The following is a 17,223-nucleotide window of genomic DNA, read 5'->3' on the forward strand; positions in this document are numbered from 1 at the left end:
CATGGCCACTAAGGGGCGCCGCCCCTCGCCCTCCGGGCTCACCCCGGGATATTTCTGGCAAGAGGAAGAGGCGGGTTTCAGATCTCCATCCAGATCGTGACCGGACCGTCATTGACCAGCGAGACTTTCATATCCGCCCCAAACTGCCCTTGCGCGACCTCTAGCCCTTGCGCGCGCATCTGGTCAGCGAAATATTCGTAAAGGCGGTTGCCCTCGTCGGGATTGGCTGCGGTTGAAAATCCGGGGCGATTGCCGCGGGATGTGTCGGCAGCAAGGGTGAATTGGCTGACCACCAGTGCCGCCCCACCGATGTCTTTCACCGAGCGGTTCATCTTGTCGTTTTCATCCTTGAAGATCCGCAGTTTGGCGATCTTTGCGGCAAGCTGGTCGGCATTTGCTTCGCTGTCGTCCTCCATCGCGCAAATGAGGATCAACAGCCCTTCACCGATCTCGCCAATAACCTCTCCATCTACGCGAACGGCGGCTTCGGAAACACGTTGAATGAGGGCACGCATGAGGGATCCTTTCTAGCTTTCTGCCTTGTCCTATCCGGTCCGTGTAGGGCTGTCCATCGTCCGTGACAGATCCGCGCGGCCCCTTTGGAGCAGCGTTCGGAACACCCATATATGTGCTGTAGGAAAGGAGGACATTATGGTTGAGACTTCAAAATCCGGCTTCTGGCCATCTATCTATGATCCACTCAGATCCTTTGGGTCGCGGGTGAGCGAATATCTTTCCCCCGCTTCTGAGGCGAGCCTTGCGGATGATGCCTATCGTATCACGATGGAGCTACCCGGTGTGGCTGAGGAAGATGTGGACCTGACCATTCACGATGGGGTGGTTCAGGTGAAAGGCGAAAAGCGTACCGAACGAGAGGAAGAAGGTGACACCTGGTTCTTCTCCGAACGCTCATACGGTGCGTTTAGTCGCAGCTTCCGTCTGCCGCCGGATGCCAAGGGTGACTCGATTTCGGCTGAGATGAAGGATGGTGTGCTGACCATCATCGTGCCGAAAGCCGCCCCCGAAGAAAACGGTGCAAAAGCGGTGAAGATCAAGAAGCACTGATATCTGTCTGGCGCGACCTTCGGGCCGCGCCAGCGGCAGAAATGCCGGGCAAGAATGGCGAAAGGTCGAAAGCGTCTGGGACGCTTCATAACCCACTCGGATGACCCATATTGAGATAGCCCTTATTGATTGGTCGCCACCAGATAGCCCACGATGCCAGCCACAATCAGCCCCAAAACCACAGCGATGGCAATTTTCATTGCGGAATATGGCCGTTCGCCTTTCACACGCCCGGTCTGGCCGTTGACCACAAAGCGATAGGTTTTTCCGCGGTATTTATACGCCGCCAGCCAGACCGGCAGCAGAACATGTTTGAACGTCACATCCGAAACCGTGGTGTCGAGCGACTGCACCCGTTGCCGGTCGCCTCCGATATCAAACTTCACATCCCGCAGGATCACCCGGTCCATATACGCCCGTGCCTCGCCGAAGCCTTCCGCAAGTTCCACCGTGTATCCTTCGGCTTGAAAGCCCGCGAGGAACTCCGGGTGATAGGGTTCAAGCTGCGACAGGTCCCAGGGGGCAAGCGCTTCGGTGTCGCGGCGGGGCAGGCCCTTTGAGGCCAGCACCAGCACATCATCAAAGAACCGTGCAACCCGGCCGGATCGGGAGGACCAGCGGGTTTTGCGTTGACGGCGTGTCTCGCGTTTGCCGTCCACCATCACCGTGCGTTCGACGTAGTAATCGTCGCCGCGTTGACCGGAGTAAGCGGTGCGGGTGTCGGCATCAAATGTCCAGTAGGGCACATAGATCCCGGCCATGCGCCGCCCTTTGCGGGCGTATTCCTTGACCCCGTTGGGGGCAAACCAAAGACGCCCCAACCAATTGGTCATCGCATCCCGCGCGGCCTCTTCGCTTAGCACAAACGGGGCGACGCCCTTGGGTTTGATCTGGCGATGCATCCCCGTATCCGTCACCACCGGGGTGGCACAGAAGGGGCATTCAGCGGCGTGGATTTCCGCGTCAAACTCAAACACTGCGGCACAGTTCGGGCAGGTGGTGGCGCGGGTCTCTTCGGTCTCGGCCTCGGGCAGCGCATCGTTGAGCGCGCGTGTGTAGTCCAGCTCGGCCAGTTGCCCTTTGGGAGCGGCCTCGCGCAGAGGGGCCTGAAATCCACAGTGATCACAGGTCAGGGCGCCACGGTCGGGATCGAACCGCAAATCCGCCCCGCATTGGTCGCAGGGAAATCGGTGCTCTTCAATGTTTGGAGAAGCAGGCAGGTCTTCAGGAGGATAGGACATTAGTTTTGTGCCTTCGGCGAAGGTATTTGAAGCAAGAAAAAAGGCGACGGGGTGTTTCGGGCACCCCGTTTGGCCTTTGCGCGACTTAGCTGCCGGGCGGCGGTGGCGGCAGGATCGTGAAAAGCTGCGCCAGTTCAGACACATCCTCAGCCCGCATCCAGCCGTCCTGTCCGGGGGTCCAGACATAGGTTTCGCGGGTCAGAGCACCGCCTGATGCCATTCGGCCCAGTTTGGCCTTGGAGAAGGGGCCTTTGGTTTCACCGTCTTCAGCCACATGCCAGACCTTTTCGACCGGTGGGGGCGGAGGCGCCACGGGTGCCGCTTGCGGTGCTGGCGCGGATTGCATGGGGGCTGATCCCCATGGGCCAGACATGCCACCAGCCATGGCCATGCCCATACCTGCGCCCATCCCGGCCCCCATTGACGCCGCCATTGCCGAGCCTTCTGCGCCCATTGCTTCGGCCGCGTTGAACTTCATGTAATTGTCGAGATTGCCGGCAATGCCCATCGATGTGCGTTTGTCGAGCACCTCTTCCACCGCTGGCGGCAACGAGATGTTCTCGATGTAAAACTCCGGGATGGTCAGACCGTATTCTGCCACGATGCCAGAGATTTCACGGGCCACCAGCTTGCCCAGATCGGCGGTGTTCGCCGCCATGTCCAGAACCGGAATACCCGCGCTTGCGATGACACGGCTGAACGCCTGCACGATGATATTACGGATCTGAAAGCTGATCTCATCCATGGTAAACTCGCCATCGGTTCCGACGATTTCCACCAGAAATTTCGCCGGGTCCGCCACGCGCACCGAGTAGGTGCCAAAGGCGCGTATACGGGTGGGGCCGAACTCGGGATCGCGGATCATGATCGGGTTCTTCGTGCCCCATTTCAGGTCATTGAAGCGGGTGGTGTTGACGAAATATATCTCGGATTTGAACGGAGATTTGAACCCGTGATCCCAATGGTTTAGCGTGGTCAGGATCGGCATATTGTTGGTCTCGAGCATGTAAAGCCCGGGGGTGAACACATCCGCCAGTTGCCCTTCGTGAATAAACACCGCCGACTGACCTTCGCGCACGGTGAGCTTGGCACCGTACTTGATCTCGTGATCCTCACGTTCAAACCGCCACACCATCGTGTCGCGGGTGTCATCCACCCAATGGATCACGTCGATGAATTCACCGGTCAGAAAGTCAAAAATTCCCATGTCATCCTCCTAATGGGCGGTCACACCGCCCCGCCGCCGGTCAGTTCCACGGCGATCTGGTTCACAATTGGCAGGGCCTCGTCGCCACTCATGCCCGGCCACAGACGGGGGTCATAGAGCATCTGCAAGAGAAGCTCGTCATGGGTGGTCAGCAGGCCAAATTCTTCGTCATCATTAAAGATCGACGGGCGCGCCTGGGGGCTGTCATTGGACAGGCCCAGCCCCTGCGCGATCTCTTCATGATAGCAGGCTTTGCGCATCAAAGTGGGTTGCTCCGCGCGTATAACGGCCACGGCACGGTCGAAGGTGCCCCCTCCGCTGGCGTCACTGGCGATCACCACGCAGTAGTTTTCGCGCGGCATATTCACCACCGCGTTCAAGGTGGCAGGGGTGATGCTGGGTAGGATACGGCGCAGCTCTGGCGCAAAGCGCTGCAATTCATCCTGATCCAAGACATAGACCCGGAAGTTGCCGTTCTTTGCCATGGAGACCGGATGATTGCTCACCCGTTTCAGGCGGGCGGCATAAGATCGGACAAAGGCCTGATCGGCAGTTCGGGTGGCGTCGTCCACCGAGGGGCCGAAATGCAACGACAGACGCACAGGTCTTTCCCAACGTGACAAGGTGGTGGCATTTTCACGGCGTTGCAGCACGTCCCCCGCCCTGCTGTATTCATTGTAAAACGCGAGACGGAGGAAATTGCGTGACAGCAATGCCCCGGTATAGGGCGTGTCCACTCCACCGCCATCTGTGCGCAATAGTCCCTGGGTCAGAAGGCTGCGTTCCACCAGGTGATAGTACCGCGCCAATGCCAGACTGTTTGCCGATGGCTGATAGGCCACCGGGATGGGCCGGGGTTCAGGAAAGGGCGAAACGCGTGGAGGGCCAGGCTGCACACAGCCTGACAGCCCCAAAGCCAACAAAGCTGCGAACGCCAAGGGAGCCCCCAGCGCTTTCCTGCCCCGTTGAGAAGCGTGTGCCAGCCTATCGCGCCTTGCCCTGATCACGTCAACCTGCGGTCGCCCCGGAATTCGTCGGGGTCTGTTTTGCGGCACGTGCCGCTGCCAATGTCGACTTCAACTCACCTTCCATCTTGATCAGCTCTTCTTCTGCAGCCGCCCGTTTGGCTTTGCCTTCATCGGCAATGCGCAGGCTGTCTTCGATGGTGCCGATCAAATCCGCATTGGCAGCTTTGATCGCTTCGATGTCAAACACACCACGCTCCATCTGCTCGCGCACCAGTACATTGGCCTCGCGCAGGTTCTCGGCATTGGCCTTGAGCAATTCGTTGGTCAGGTCGGTCGCATCCTTAACTGCCGCTGCCGCTTCGGTCGAACGCTGGATGGTCACCGCCTGCGCCAGTTGGGTTTCCCACAGCGGCACTGTATTGACCAGCGTCGAGTTGATCTTCGTGACCAGCGACTTGTCGTTTTCCTGCACCAAACGGATTGACGGCAGCGATTGCATTGTCACCTGACGGGTGAGCTTTAGGTCATGCACCCGACGTTCCAGATCATCCCGCGCCGCCCGCAGATCCCGCAGTTCCTGCGCTTTGATAACGCCTTGCTCTTCAGGGGCATCCGCAACCTCGGCCTCTTTTGCCGGGATCACCGAAGCGTCAAGTTGATCAATCTTTGCCCCGCCCGCTGCGATGTAAAGCGCCAGTTCGTCATAAAACTCCAGCGTCTTTTCATAGAGCTTATCAAGCGATTTGATGTCCTTGAGCAGAGTGTGTTCATGGCCCAGAAGGTTGTCGGTGATCTTGTCGATCTGCCCCTGCACATCTTCAAATCGCGCAATAAATTTGGCCGCAGGTGCCGCGCGACCTATAAGTTTTTCCCACCACGAGCGTTTGCGCCGCATATCCAGTTCCGAGACCGAGAAGCCGCGGATTGTGGTCACCATCTGGCGAAGCCCATCGCCCGCCGGACCCAGATCCTTGTTGCGCACGCCTTGCAACATGTCCTGACTGATCACCTGAAGTTCCGACTGTGCGGCGGACCCGAATTCGATGATCGACTGGCTGTCGCCCATGTCGATCTCATCCATGCGTTTTTCGATCGCATCACGGTGATCCCCTTTGGCGTCATCAAGTGTCACCAGATCCCCCATCGGTTCGGGAAGCGTCACGGCGGTCACCTCTTCAACTTCCTTGATCTGTGTCTCGGTTGGCAATGTCGACATGGGAAATTCCTTTCACCCTTAATCCATCCGCACGCCCTCGCGGGCGAGGCGGTCGCGAAGCACCTCGATCTCGACCTCAAGATCGGTGCGGTTATCTGTTAAAAGCGCCTGGGTCTTGGCGGTGAAATTACGCTCCAGATCATCCAGAAGCGCCTCATAATCCTGACGGGCCTTGGCATCGCGGCCACGCGTATAAATATCGGTGAACTTGACCGTCGCATCGCGGGCACCGCGCAGATAGACCGACAGGAACTTGCGGGCAGAGGTCAGATCCCGTGGATCGTCTTCGATCACGCGGAACATGTCGCGTGCGGTGGACTGAAAGGCCTCGACCCGCGCTTCAAGCGCACGATCACGCGCCCGCAGGATCGCGTCGGACATAGCGGAAAGCTGCACTTCGGCCTCGCTTACGGCGCGCGCCACGCGCTCGGTCTGGAACGTATCGACCCCTTCGGCGCCTTTATTGGTCATCGGATCCAGACCAAAGGCAAAGAGGTGCAGCCCCGCGCCCAATATGGCATAGATTGCGGCTTCAACACCGGAACCTTGCACCAAGCCCGCCGCCGCCAGTCCCGCGCCGGTCAGGAGCGACCCGAAGATCTTACGTGGGAAAGCTGGGCGTCGTGCCACCTTGCGCGCGTCATAGGCCTCATGTGCGGCCACACCTTCGCGGGTCAGCCACGCCGCCGCCAAAAGGAGCGCAACCCCAACCAGAGACAGGGCCATCGCACCGGGGTCACGGAAAAACGCAAGAATCAGTAAGGGCAGGGGAGCCAGAAACAGAAGGTTCACCCGGGCACCCACACGCGTCGGACGCTGCCCGTCAAGCGGAGAGCGACGTGTGGGTGTCTTGGGATCCTCTCCCTCTTTGCGCCCACCATCAGGGCTGTAGGCACCACCATACCGCTGGGCCATCAAGCACCCCCCGTCAACGAGACATAGAGGATCAGAGCGATCAACGCGAAATATGCGGTTTTCTGCAATCCGGTGCCCGTCATGCCTCTCCTCCTGTTACTTGTTTTTCAATATAGGCGTTCACCCGCAGGTTTTCCATGAAATCAATGCTTTTGCGCGGCGCGCCGCTCGGCATTCAGTTTGCGGGCGTACCCTGACTGAATGGCTTCGACGACAAACAGCACCACAACCGAGAAGTAGAAGGTCGTTTTGGACATCGGCACCAGATCATAACCGAAAAGCTTCAACTGCAACCCGTCATCATGCATGGCATGGGCGGCAGCAGGGCCTGCTTCGCCCAAAAGCACCACGCCGACAATCAGCAGGATGAAGAGACCCAGCACCTCATACATCCGGTTTTTCTCCAAAAATCGGGTGACACCATCGGCCAAAACCAGCATTGCCAGACCGGACAAGGTGATGGCCGTCACCAGCACCGGGAACACGTCAGTGATTGCCAATGCTGACAAAACGGAATCGAAACTGAAGATCAGGTTCATGAACACGATCAACCCGACCACTCTTGCCGCCGATTTTCCGGAATTCGGGGACAGGTCCGTGTCCAGATGCTCGATCGACAGCAAATGCCCAATCTCTTTCACCGCTGTGTAGATGATAAAGATCCCGCCTAAGATGAAAACGACCGTGGCAAAGTTCACTCCACCTTCGATCAATCCGGGCCAGTCGAACACGTAAAACGGTTCAGACAGCGCTCCGATCAGCTGGATCATGGTGAACAGCAGAACAATCCGCAGCGCCACCGCGATGATAATTCCCCAAAACCGCACCGCAGCCTGTTGCGCCACCGGCGCGCGCTGGCTTTCGATTGATATGTAAAGCAGATTGTCGAACCCAAGCACCGCTTGCAGAAAGCAGAGCATCACTAGGTTGCCAAGGTTTTCGAAAGTTAACAGGCCGGTCAGCCAATCCATATGTCCATCCCCATGATCTCATCTGAAAATTCACGCGCAGCGCGCAACTCGAAATTGATTGCGCTTAACATGCCTGTGTTAGGCGGGTGTAAACAAGGGGGAAATCCAAGCAAGTCTGCTCATCTCGCAATCGAGGGGGGGCTTGCGGTTTTCCGGGCAGTTAAACCCCGCTCCCCGGGTCTTTAAAAGTTTAAACTTTGGCTGAATGGACCCTTGAAACTTTAAAGTTTTACCCGCGCACCCTTCAAAAAGTTCAAACTTTTCGAATGTCCTGCCAGCGCGCCAGAGACCGTCCCATCACCCGGTTCCAAAGGGTCGGGAAAAGCGCGAGGGTTGCCATGGTTGGCAACGAATAGGGCAGCATAGGAGCCCGCGTTGCATCTGGCAGGCGCAGCGCCGGATAGGGGCGTGACGGGTGCGCATGATGGTCGGAATGGCGCGGCGCGTTCATCATCAGATGAGAGGTGAACCAATGTGGCGAATTCCAACTGTGATGTTCCCCCACCGGCTCATAACTTCCATCAGGGCGCCGTGCCCGCATCAACCCGTAGTGCTGCACGTAGTCTGACAGAAGAAGTTGTATTTGTGCATGAAAACAAAGCACTAGATAAACGACCAGCCCCATGCCCCCTGCGATGACCCAAGCCAGAATCAGCATCAGAACCGCGCCGGAGACATAAGTGAGATACGGGTTCACACGCCGTTTGCCCGAGGTTTTGGCTCGGGCAATATCAGCCTTCTCCATCTCGTATCCCGCCACAAACGAACCTTTCCAGGCGCGTGGGGCAAAGGCGTAGAATGTCTCGCCTTCGCGGGCGGAATTCGGATCGTCATCCGAGGCCACAAACCGGTGATGCACTTTGTTATGGGCTGACGTGTGGTGACCGAAAAGAAGCGAGATATAGACCCATTTTCCAAGGTTAAACAATAGCCTATCGGTGCGGTGGATGAGCTCATGCGCGTTGGAATTGGACACTTGTCCAAAGAACAATCCTGCCGCCAGGAACAGCGCCGCCCCTGCACCAATACTGATCCCGGTGCCACCGGTCAGCGCAAAGATCATCAGCGGAAGCAGCAGGAAATGGGATGCCGCAAGTATCGTGGAAAGTTGGTTGGCCGCCGTAAACTCCTCTTCCGGATCGGCAGCCCCGGCCAGCTTGCTGACACCTTCATCCAGAATAAAAGACAGTAAAGTCATATAGATAAGGGCAGACACCGCAAGCCATCCACCAAAGATTGCCCCAAGGGCCAACAAGACCACAGGCGTCACCGAAGCAATCGCGAAATAGCGCAGTCTGTGTGTCATATTCTTCCCCTCGCGACCTGTGCGGTCACACGCCATGCGCACTCGTACGGACCATCGCACGGAACTATCGGGAATTTTCACTGGATGCGCAATCCGCCATGCCAATGTCGTTTTTGACCTGTGTCGCAATTGGTGCGCAGGATAGGATTGCCCGGAACGGTTTATGGAGTGGGCAATGGCCTTGGATGAAAAAAAAGGGATCTGGAAGAACGCACGCGGCAAAGGTCGCCGGGTTCCGAAAGGACGCCAAATCGACCCGCAGGCAATGGAAGAAATTCAATCATTGCTTGGGGATAGGCCGCGCAGACGCGATCTGCTGATTGAATTCCTGCACCTCATTCAGGACCAATACGGCCATCTGTCGGCCGCCCATATCCGCGCCTTGGCGCAAGAAATGGGAACCGGTCAGGCCGAGATTTATGAGGTCGCCAGCTTCTACGCCCATTTCGATGTGGTGAAAGAGGGCGAAACCCCGCCCCCCGCATTGACCATCCGGGTCTGTGACTCGCTCTCCTGCGAGTTGGCCGGAGCAGAGCAGCTGCAAAAGGCGCTGGAAGACGGGCTGGACGCGTCAGAAGTGCGCGTGGTGCGCGCGCCGTGCATGGGGCGTTGTGACACGGCACCGGTGCTGGAATTGGGTCATAACCACATTGATCACGCCACTCCTGAGAAGGTGAAAGCGGCGATTGAAGCGGGTGATACCCACGCACATATCCCGCAATATCAAGGCCTTGCTGCCTATCAGGCCGAAGGCGGCTACGCCGAGCTGGCCAAGCTGCGCGACGGTGGTGACTGGAAACAGGTACAGGACACGGTTCTGTCTGCCGGGCTACGTGGCCTTGGCGGTGCTGGCTTCCCGTCAGGCACCAAATGGGGCTTTGTGCGCGCCAACGAAGGCCCGCGTTACCTCGCCGTGAATGGTGACGAGGGCGAGCCGGGCACCTTCAAAGACCGCTACTATCTCGAACGCACCCCGCATCTGATGCTCGAAGGCATGTTGATCGCCGCTTGGGCGGTCGAGGCCGAGATCTGCTTTATCTACATGCGTGACGAATACCCGGCGGTACTGAAGATCCTCGCCAATGAAATCAAGGCATTGGAAGAAGCCGGCATTGTCGATCCCGGCTATATCGAACTACGTCGCGGGGCCGGGGCCTATATCTGCGGCGAAGAAAGCGCGATGATTGAATCGATCGAAGGCAAGCGTGGCGAGCCGCGTCACCGCCCGCCTTTTGTGGCTCAGGTCGGCATCTTCAATCGCCCGACCTTGGTGCATAACGTCGAAACGCTCCTCTGGGTGGCCCGCATCCTGCGCGAAGGGCCGGAAATTCTGACGTCGGTCGAGAAAAACGGCCGTAAAGGTTTGCGCTCTTATTCCGTGTCGGGCCGTGTAAAAAATCCGGGTGTGCATCTGCTGCCTGCAGGGTCCACCATCACCGACATTATCGAAGCGGCTGGCGGGATGCTCGACGGGCAGGCCTTCAAAGCCTATCAACCGGGCGGCCCGTCTTCGGGGCTGCTGCCCGCGTCGATGGCGGATATTCCACTCGATTTCGACATGCTGCAACCGCATGGCACCTTTATCGGGTCCGCCGCCGTGGTTGTCCTGTCGGATCAGGACAGCGCCCGCGATGCCGCGCTGAACATGCTGCGCTTCTTCGAAGATGAGAGCTGCGGTCAGTGCACGCCGTGCCGTGTGGGTTGTGAAAAAGCGGTCAAGCTGATGCAGGCCGAAAAATGGGATCAGAATCTGCTGGAAGAGCTGAGCCAGACCATGGTCGACGCTTCGATCTGCGGGCTGGGGCAAGCTGCTCCAAACCCGATCCGGCTGACCATGAAACATTTCCCGGATGAGGTCTGACCTCACCTGAAATCTCTCAGAGATATTTTACAAAGGGGTGCTGTAATCGGTGCCCCTTTTTTCTTGCCGGAAATACCTTGGGGGTATGGGGGCAACGCCCCCAGCTTTGCTGGCCATTGCCCTCACGTCTGGCTTGACCTGCGCGTTCTGGTTGCGCATCGCTTGTGCCATGACAATGTTGCCCATCTATCTCGGTCTTGCCATTGCACTGGCCTATCTGCCCTTCACCAACACGCCCGCCAGCTGGCGGCGTTCTATCCACAAAACCCTGCCTTTGCTGCTTTTCGCGTTGGCCGGATTTCTGACCGGATCACCGGTGTTTCTCGTCGCCGGTCTTTTCCTGTCGGCGCTTGGGGATTTTGGTCTGTCACGAGACGGGGAAAGTGCGTTTCTCTATGGGCTTTCCGCCTTTGCGCTTGCCCATGTGCTTTATATTATTCACTTTTTAGCATTGGCTCAGATGCCACTTTGGGATGTGTTCAGCATCGCCCCAATTCCCGCCATTGCTCTTCTGGCCCTACTGGTGTCGACCGAAATCTGGCTCGCGCCGCATACTGGCCCATTGGGCTGGCCGGTGCGTATCTATGTTCTGGTCATCGGTGCGATGGGCCTCTCGGCACTGCTCCTGCCGTTCGGGATCAGCACCATGGGGGCCGCTCTTTTCATCCTGTCCGATCTGATCTTGGCAATTGAGCTCTTTCGAATGCGCGAAGATCATCCGTCAAAACTGCTCGCGGGATATTTGATCTGGGGGTTTTATATCGCGGGGCAGGCGATGATCCTGATGGGCGGGATCACGATCTGACGCCACGTCGATTGCACCTGACCTATTTGCGCCCCCCTCTTTCAAAAACGCGAGAACTGGCTTAGGTGAGGGAAAGCAACCGGAGGCAGTCATGGCGTTTTTCTCAAAGCTCAAGGATCGTTTGTTCAAATCCTCTTCCAAGCTCGAAGAAGGGCTTGAGGCGATTGTGGATGAAGGCGGCGAAGAAGAGCAGGTTGAGGCCCCGGTGGAAGAGGTCGCCGCCCAGCCGGACGCAGCGATTGAAACGGTGCCTGAGGCAAAGCCTGACGTCGTACCAGAGCAAGCTGAGGAGCCAGCTCCCACAACCGCAACAGGCCCTGAAACTGCTCCAGAACCCGAGGTTGCGCCAGCTGCGCCAAACCCGGTTTCCAATCAAGAACCTGTCGAAGAGGCACCCGAAAAACCTGTGACCAAACCAAGCCTGATCGGTCGGATGCTCGGGCGCACTTCACCGGTCACCGTTACCCGTCGCACGGTTGATGACGACATGTTGGAAGATCTCGAAGATCTCATGATCACTTCGGATATGGGGGTTGATACCGCAATGCGCGTGACCGCCAATATCTCGGCGTCGCATTTTGGCAAGAAACTTTCGGTGGATGAAATCAAATCTGTTCTGGCGAGCGAAGTCTCCCGGATCATGGAACCGGTTGCCGTGCCCCTGCCGATCTATCCCAAACGCCCGCAAGTGGTGCTTGTGGTCGGCGTGAATGGCGCTGGTAAAACCACCACCATCGGAAAGCTGGCCAGCCAGTTCACAGCCGCTGGCAAGAAAGTGGTGATCGCCGCAGGTGACACGTTCCGCGCCGCAGCCGTTGAACAGCTCCAGATCTGGGGCGAGCGCGCCGGTGTGCCGGTTCTGACCGCGCCAGAAGGGTCTGATCCCGCGTCTCTTGCCTTTGATGCCATGACCAAAGCTGAGGCGGACGGCGCCGACCTTCTGATGATCGACACGGCAGGGCGGCTGCAAAATCGCGCGGACCTGATGGAAGAACTCGCCAAGATTGTGCGTGTGATCAAGAAAAAGGATGACACTGCGCCGCATAACACTTTGCTGGTGCTCGATGCGACCACCGGCCAGAACGCCCTTTCACAAGTCGAGACCTTCCAAAAACTCGCCGACGTGTCCGGCCTTGTCATGACCAAACTGGACGGCACGGCCAAAGGCGGTGTGCTGGTCGCGCTGGCAGACAAATTTGCCCTTCCGATCCACGCCATTGGTGTGGGTGAGCAGATCGACGATCTTGCGCCCTTTGACCCGGAAGATTTCGCCAAAGCCCTGATCGGCATTCGGTCTTAATCTTCTTCTGACCGAAAATATCCCGGGGGTTTGGGGGCAGCGCCCTCATGAAAGAATATGAGCAATTGGCTGATCTCTCTTGAAGGCACCCCCGCCGGGCATCACCTTGCCCTCGGCCTCGCGCTCATGGCCGCTTTTCTGCATGCCCTGTTTGGCGCGCTTCAGAAAGGGCGACACGATCCGTGGCTCTCACGCGGCGCCATCGACCTTTCCTACGGGCTGATTGCCGCGCCCTTCGCACTTTTTGTCGTGCCGTGGCCGGAACCCCATATGTGGCCTATCTTTGCCGTCGTCTGGGTGATCCACGTGGGTTATAAGCTCGCGCAGAGCTACACGTACGTGCTGGGCTCCTATACCGTGGTCTATCCGGTTGTGCGGGGCACCGGGCCGCTTTTTACTGTGATTGGTGCCGGGTTTGTGTTCGGTGAAACATATACTTGGGTGCAGTGGCTAGGGGTATTTGCGCTCCTGGGTGGGATCTATGCGTTGGGTTGGTACAACCTTCGCCATTGGCAGATGGGGCGCGAAATGCTCAAGCCCGCACTGGCTATGGCCGTGCTTACGGGGCTTTTTGTCGCCGCCTATACCACGCTTGACGCCTACGGGATTCGTGCCACTGCCGATCCGTTCACCTTCCTCGCATGGTTCTTTTTCATCGATGGGTTCTTTATGCCGGTGATTGCAGGTATTCGATGGTGGAACATGCCCGCTCGCCCGGCGCTTGGCCCCCTGATGGGGCGGGGGGTGTTGGGGGCGTTCATTGCCTATGCCAGTTTCGGATCAATCATGCTTGCCACCCGATTGGACAGCGTGGGAGAAGCGGCAGTGCTACGCGAAACCTCCACCGTCTTTGCCGCTCTGATCGGCTGGGTCGTGCTGAAGGAGCGGGTCGGCCCGCGTCGACTTGCGATGATGGCATTGATCGCGGCGGGTGCTGTGTTGGTGGAGATGGGCGGATGAGCCATTCACGGGAAATTTCCTGACACGCCCTTGCCTTTACTCCTCTTGCCCCTCACATTCCGACCAACCAGAAGCAGAACGTGACGCTCATGACTGATCAAACCAAGCCCGAAAAACCTGTGAACCCTACAGTGAAAGCCGTGTTGGAATACGGGCCGATTGTGCTGTTTTTCGCGGCCTATACCCTTCTCAAAGACCGCAGCTTTCTTGTGGCGGGCACCGAGTATTCGGGCTTTGTCGCCGTGACCGCGCTCTTCATCCCAGTTCTGGTCGTAGCCACGCTTGGCATGTGGAAGCTCACGGGTCATCTGTCGAAAATGCAGATCGTGACGTTGGGGCTGGTGGTGGTTTTCGGTGGTATGTCGATTTGGTTTAATGACGAACGGTTCTTCAAGATGAAGCCGACCATCATTTACCTGCTCTTCGCCGGTGTCCTTGGCTTTGGCCTGATGCGCGGGCAGAGTTATCTGGAAAGCGTACTGGATTCCGCGCTGCCACTTGAGCGCGAGGGATGGATGATCCTGACCAAGCGCCTCGCGCTGTTCTTCCTAGCTTTGGCGATTGCCAATGAGGTGATCTGGCGCATGATGTCCACCGATGCATGGGTCAATTTCAAGACCTTCGGCCTGCCCCTTGGAACCATCGCATTTTTCATGGTGCAAAGTGGATTGTTCAAGCGTTACGGCACCAGCGAAGAAGACGCGGACACCTGAGACGCTCGCTTCTCATTCCCAAGCATCCCCTTGACGCAATATGTGTCAGACGCTAGGGAAGCACCGTGGCGATTTGTTCACCGGATTGCGGGCCACGTTAAATAATTCTGCTAAAGAGGTCTGGGAATGATGGCGGATGCCGTGTTCAGCCCCCGACGCTCATAAGCGGTGGGGGCTTTATTGTGTGAAAGGAGCACGCGATGACAAAATGGGGAAAACGCACCGAGGCCGTGCATGGCGGCACCCGTCGCAGCCAGTATAACGAGGTTAGCGAAGCGATATTCATGACCCAGGCCTTCGTCTATGAAACAGCCGAAGCCGCCGAAGCACGCTTTATCGAAAGCGGCGCTGATGAGTTCATTTATGCCCGCTACGGCAACCCCACCAACCGCATGTTTGAAGACCGGATTGCGGCGATCGAAGGCACTGAAGACGCCTTTGCCTGCACGTCCGGCATGGCCGCGGTGAACGGTGCGCTGATGGCGCTGACCAAGGCGGGCGATCATGTGGTTTCGTCGCGTGCGTTGTTTGGCTCCTGCCTCTATGTGCTAGAAGATGTTCTGGGCCGCTTTGGCGTGGAAATCACTTTGGTCGATGGCACCGACAATGCGGATTGGGAGGCAGCGATCCGCCCGGACACCAAAGTGGTGTTCCTTGAGGCTATTTCCAACCCGACTTTGGAAGTGATTGATCTGGCCCATGTGATCAAGCTGGCTCATGCCAATGGTGCTTTGGTGGTGGTCGATAACGCCATGCCAACCCCGGTCTTTTCCTATGCGGCCAAGCTGGGCGCGGATCTTGTGGTTTATTCCACCACAAAACATGTGGACGGGCAGGGGCGGATGCTGGGCGGAGCTATTTGCGGCTCGCGCGAGCTGATCCGCGGTCCGATTGAAACCTATGTCAAACACACCGGCGGCGCGATCAATCCATTCGCCGCATGGACCCATCTGAAAGCCCTGGAAACGCTGGATTTACGCGTGCGTGCGCAGGCGGATGCAGCCATGAAGGTGGCCGAGGCATTTGCGGATCATCCCAAGCTGGCGCGGATGAGCTATCCGCAGCACCCCTCGCACCCACAGCACGCCATTGCGATGGAGCAAGCCCCCTCGGGCGGCACGGTGCTGGCGATTGAGGTGAGCGGCGGCAAGGAGGCGTGCTTCCGTTTCCTCAATGCATTGGAAATCTTCACCATCTCCAACAACTTCGCCGATGCCAAATCCATTGCCACCCACCCGGCCACCACAACCCATCAGCGTTTGCCGCAAGAGCAGAAGGATATGTTGGGCATTTCCGATGGGCTGGTGCGCCTGTCCATCGGTCTTGAGGATGTGGATGACCTGATTGCCGACCTGGAACGTGGCTTAAACGCAGTCTGATTTGTCGCATCTTGTGCAACCGGATTGGTGTTTATCTGCCAGAACGGTTAGACTTAAGCGTGCGACAGATGCGGGAGGCCGCGATGAACCAGATGAAACGCGGAACAGAAAATAAAGTGGATAAGGCAAGCGCCGAAGAGGCGCTGGCCACGTTGCGTGCGTGGGCAGAGGCTGCTGACCCGGTAGAGGTCGCGGCACTTGATCCCTCAATTGCACGCTTGTTGCCGGGTGGAGAGGTTTCGAACTATCCGGCTCTTTCCCGTCACTACCCGTCCGATTTTGCCCCCGATGCCGATTACAAGGCGTCGATGCCGGATCTTCAAAATGGTCCAGCCAGCCTGATCCAGGGGGCCAAACGCCATATTCAGCATGTCGGGATCTCGAACTTCCGCCTGCCTCTGCGCTATCACACTCGTGATGGGTCGGATGTGACGCTGGAAACTTCGGTCACTGGCACGGTCAGCCTGGAGGCAGGCAAAAAGGGCATCAACATGTCGCGCATCATGCGCAGCTTTTACCAGCATGCCGAAAAGACCTTTAGTTTTGAGGTGATCGAACACGCGCTGGATGATTACAAAGCGGATCTTGAAAGCTTGGATGCGCGCATTGAAATGCGGTTTTCCTACCCCGCGAAGGTGGAAAGCCTGCGTTCGGGCCTAGTGGGCTATCAATTTTACGACATTGCGCTGGAATTGTTTGAGCATCACGGCAAGCGCCGCAAGTTCATGCATCTTGACTATGTCTATAGCTCAACATGCCCCTGTTCGCTTGAACTCAGTGAGCATGCCCGCCAGTTCCGAGGTCAGCTTGCCACCCCGCATTCGCAGCGCTCTGTTGCGCGAATCTCGGTCGAGAAGATCCATCAGCCGGGCAATACGCTGTGGTTTGAAGACCTGATCGATATGTGCCGCATTGCAGTGCCGACAGAAACTCAGGTGATGGTGAAACGTGAGGATGAACAGGCATTTGCTGAGTTGAACGCTGCCAATCCGATCTTCGTCGAGGATGCCACCCGGCTCTTCTGTGAGCAGCTGCAACAGGATTCCCGGATCGGAGATTTCCGCGTGGTCGCCAGCCATCAGGAAAGCCTGCACAGCCATGATGCCGTGTCGATCCTGACCGAAGGCGAGACTTTTGAGGCGCAGTCGCTGGATCCCAAGCTATTCTCGACCCTGTTCCACGTGGGCTAATCACATTCAACGCGGTTTGAATTGGGAAGTGTCGTGCTTTGTGACCTGATGGTCAGGAGTGGGCGCGGCCATTCTTTTCCAATGGTTTGCATGAGGATACAAGGTGTTCCATCTTGACACCCGCCC

At 57.7% G+C, this 17,223-nt stretch carries 16 protein-coding genes and 1 riboswitch; of the genes, 8 read left to right on the top strand and 8 right to left on the bottom strand.

Annotated elements, in window-relative coordinates; genetic code table 11:
• Positions 1-77: 77 nt before the first annotated feature.
• Positions 78-515 (bottom strand): D-aminoacyl-tRNA deacylase, encoded by a 438-nt coding sequence (gene dtd / locus O2N63_RS05260; RefSeq protein WP_271053184.1) that lies wholly within the window; start codon positions 513-515, stop codon positions 78-80.
• 136 nt (positions 516-651) lie between these two features.
• Between dtd and O2N63_RS05265 the strand changes: the two genes are divergently transcribed.
• Positions 652-1,065 carry an Hsp20/alpha crystallin family protein gene (locus O2N63_RS05265; protein ID WP_271053185.1) on the top strand — a complete coding sequence of 138 codons (414 nt, stop codon included), beginning with the start codon at positions 652-654 and terminating at the stop codon, positions 1,063-1,065.
• Between the two features lie 122 nt (positions 1,066-1,187).
• On the opposite strand, the gene O2N63_RS05270 is transcribed toward O2N63_RS05265, so the two are convergent.
• The 7 genes from O2N63_RS05270 to O2N63_RS05300 form a co-directional block, all read right to left on the bottom strand.
• The gene (locus tag O2N63_RS05270) at positions 1,188-2,306 is read right to left on the bottom strand and encodes a TFIIB-type zinc finger domain-containing protein (protein ID WP_271053186.1); all 1,119 of its coding nucleotides are present in this window, start codon (positions 2,304-2,306) and stop codon (positions 1,188-1,190) included.
• A gap of 85 nt (positions 2,307-2,391) precedes the next feature.
• Positions 2,392-3,513 carry an SPFH domain-containing protein gene (locus O2N63_RS05275; RefSeq protein ID WP_271053187.1) on the bottom strand — a complete coding sequence of 374 codons (1,122 nt, stop codon included), beginning with the start codon at positions 3,511-3,513 and terminating at the stop codon, positions 2,392-2,394.
• A 20-nt stretch (positions 3,514-3,533) separates the two neighbouring features.
• A complete protein-coding gene (locus O2N63_RS05280) occupies positions 3,534-4,451 on the bottom strand; it encodes a DUF2927 domain-containing protein (protein WP_271053188.1) in 918 nt (305 codons plus the stop codon).
• Positions 4,452-4,521: 70 nt separating this feature from the next.
• Positions 4,522-5,697: a toxic anion resistance protein gene (locus tag O2N63_RS05285; protein WP_271053189.1), complete on the bottom strand. Its 1,176-nt coding sequence runs from the start codon at positions 5,695-5,697 to the stop codon at positions 4,522-4,524.
• Positions 5,698-5,715: 18 nt separating this feature from the next.
• Positions 5,716-6,612 carry a 5-bromo-4-chloroindolyl phosphate hydrolysis family protein gene (locus tag O2N63_RS05290; RefSeq protein WP_271053190.1) on the bottom strand — a complete coding sequence of 299 codons (897 nt, stop codon included), beginning with the start codon at positions 6,610-6,612 and terminating at the stop codon, positions 5,716-5,718.
• Between the two features lie 143 nt (positions 6,613-6,755).
• On the bottom strand, positions 6,756-7,574 hold the full coding sequence (locus O2N63_RS05295; RefSeq protein WP_271053362.1) for a TerC family protein: 819 nt from the start codon (positions 7,572-7,574) through the stop codon (positions 6,756-6,758).
• A 262-nt stretch (positions 7,575-7,836) separates the two neighbouring features.
• On the bottom strand, positions 7,837-8,889 hold the full coding sequence (locus O2N63_RS05300; RefSeq protein ID WP_271053191.1) for an alkane 1-monooxygenase: 1,053 nt from the start codon (positions 8,887-8,889) through the stop codon (positions 7,837-7,839).
• 175 nt (positions 8,890-9,064) lie between these two features.
• Between O2N63_RS05300 and O2N63_RS05305 the strand changes: the two genes are divergently transcribed.
• The 7 genes from O2N63_RS05305 (at position 9,065) to folE2 (ending at position 17,097) form a co-directional block, all read left to right on the top strand.
• On the top strand, positions 9,065-10,750 hold the full coding sequence (locus tag O2N63_RS05305) for an NAD(P)H-dependent oxidoreductase subunit E (RefSeq protein WP_271053192.1): 1,686 nt from the start codon (positions 9,065-9,067) through the stop codon (positions 10,748-10,750).
• 169 nt (positions 10,751-10,919) lie between these two features.
• A complete protein-coding gene (locus O2N63_RS05310; RefSeq protein ID WP_271053193.1) occupies positions 10,920-11,555 on the top strand; it encodes a lysoplasmalogenase in 636 nt (211 codons plus the stop codon).
• 91 nt (positions 11,556-11,646) lie between these two features.
• Positions 11,647-12,855, top strand: coding sequence for a signal recognition particle-docking protein FtsY (gene ftsY / locus O2N63_RS05315; RefSeq protein WP_271053194.1), 1,209 nt, complete (start codon positions 11,647-11,649; stop codon positions 12,853-12,855).
• Positions 12,856-12,912: 57 nt separating this feature from the next.
• Positions 12,913-13,815, top strand: coding sequence for an EamA family transporter (locus O2N63_RS05320; RefSeq protein WP_271053195.1), 903 nt, complete (start codon positions 12,913-12,915; stop codon positions 13,813-13,815).
• An 89-nt stretch (positions 13,816-13,904) separates the two neighbouring features.
• Positions 13,905-14,528, top strand: coding sequence for an inner membrane-spanning protein YciB (locus O2N63_RS05325; protein ID WP_271053196.1), 624 nt, complete (start codon positions 13,905-13,907; stop codon positions 14,526-14,528).
• A gap of 55 nt (positions 14,529-14,583) precedes the next feature.
• A riboswitch (SAM riboswitch) is annotated at positions 14,584-14,663 on the top strand.
• Positions 14,664-14,728: 65 nt separating this feature from the next.
• Positions 14,729-15,907 (top strand): O-succinylhomoserine sulfhydrylase, encoded by a 1,179-nt coding sequence (gene metZ / locus O2N63_RS05330; RefSeq protein WP_271053197.1) that lies wholly within the window; start codon positions 14,729-14,731, stop codon positions 15,905-15,907.
• A gap of 83 nt (positions 15,908-15,990) precedes the next feature.
• Positions 15,991-17,097, top strand: a complete 1,107-nt coding sequence (gene folE2, locus O2N63_RS05335; protein WP_271053198.1) for a GTP cyclohydrolase FolE2 — start codon at positions 15,991-15,993, stop codon at positions 17,095-17,097.
• The last annotated feature ends 126 nt before the right edge of the window (positions 17,098-17,223 follow it).

Origin of the sequence: Aliiroseovarius salicola (assembly GCF_027891095.1) — a bacterium.
GTDB classification, from domain to species: Bacteria; Pseudomonadota; Alphaproteobacteria; order Rhodobacterales; family Rhodobacteraceae; genus Aliiroseovarius; species Aliiroseovarius salicola.

Bases quoted from the DNA above. Each gene is read 5' to 3' on its own strand.
- dtd (WP_271053184.1), bottom strand. From the start codon at position 515: ATGCGTGCCCTCATTCAACGTGTTTCCGAAGCCGCCGTTCGCGTAGAT.
- O2N63_RS05265 (WP_271053185.1), top strand. From the start codon at position 652: ATGGTTGAGACTTCAAAATCCGGCTTCTGGCCATCTATCTATGATCCA.
- O2N63_RS05270 (WP_271053186.1), bottom strand. From the start codon at position 2,306: ATGTCCTATCCTCCTGAAGACCTGCCTGCTTCTCCAAACATTGAAGAG.
- O2N63_RS05275 (WP_271053187.1), bottom strand. From the start codon at position 3,513: ATGGGAATTTTTGACTTTCTGACCGGTGAATTCATCGACGTGATCCAT.
- O2N63_RS05285 (WP_271053189.1), bottom strand. From the start codon at position 5,697: ATGTCGACATTGCCAACCGAGACACAGATCAAGGAAGTTGAAGAGGTG.
- O2N63_RS05290 (WP_271053190.1), bottom strand. From the start codon at position 6,612: ATGGCCCAGCGGTATGGTGGTGCCTACAGCCCTGATGGTGGGCGCAAA.
- O2N63_RS05300 (WP_271053191.1), bottom strand. From the start codon at position 8,889: ATGACACACAGACTGCGCTATTTCGCGATTGCTTCGGTGACGCCTGTG.
- O2N63_RS05305 (WP_271053192.1), top strand. From the start codon at position 9,065: ATGGCCTTGGATGAAAAAAAAGGGATCTGGAAGAACGCACGCGGCAAA.
- O2N63_RS05310 (WP_271053193.1), top strand. From the start codon at position 10,920: ATGACAATGTTGCCCATCTATCTCGGTCTTGCCATTGCACTGGCCTAT.
- ftsY (WP_271053194.1), top strand. From the start codon at position 11,647: ATGGCGTTTTTCTCAAAGCTCAAGGATCGTTTGTTCAAATCCTCTTCC.
- O2N63_RS05320 (WP_271053195.1), top strand. From the start codon at position 12,913: ATGAGCAATTGGCTGATCTCTCTTGAAGGCACCCCCGCCGGGCATCAC.
- O2N63_RS05325 (WP_271053196.1), top strand. From the start codon at position 13,905: ATGACTGATCAAACCAAGCCCGAAAAACCTGTGAACCCTACAGTGAAA.
- metZ (WP_271053197.1), top strand. From the start codon at position 14,729: ATGACAAAATGGGGAAAACGCACCGAGGCCGTGCATGGCGGCACCCGT.
- folE2 (WP_271053198.1), top strand. From the start codon at position 15,991: ATGAACCAGATGAAACGCGGAACAGAAAATAAAGTGGATAAGGCAAGC.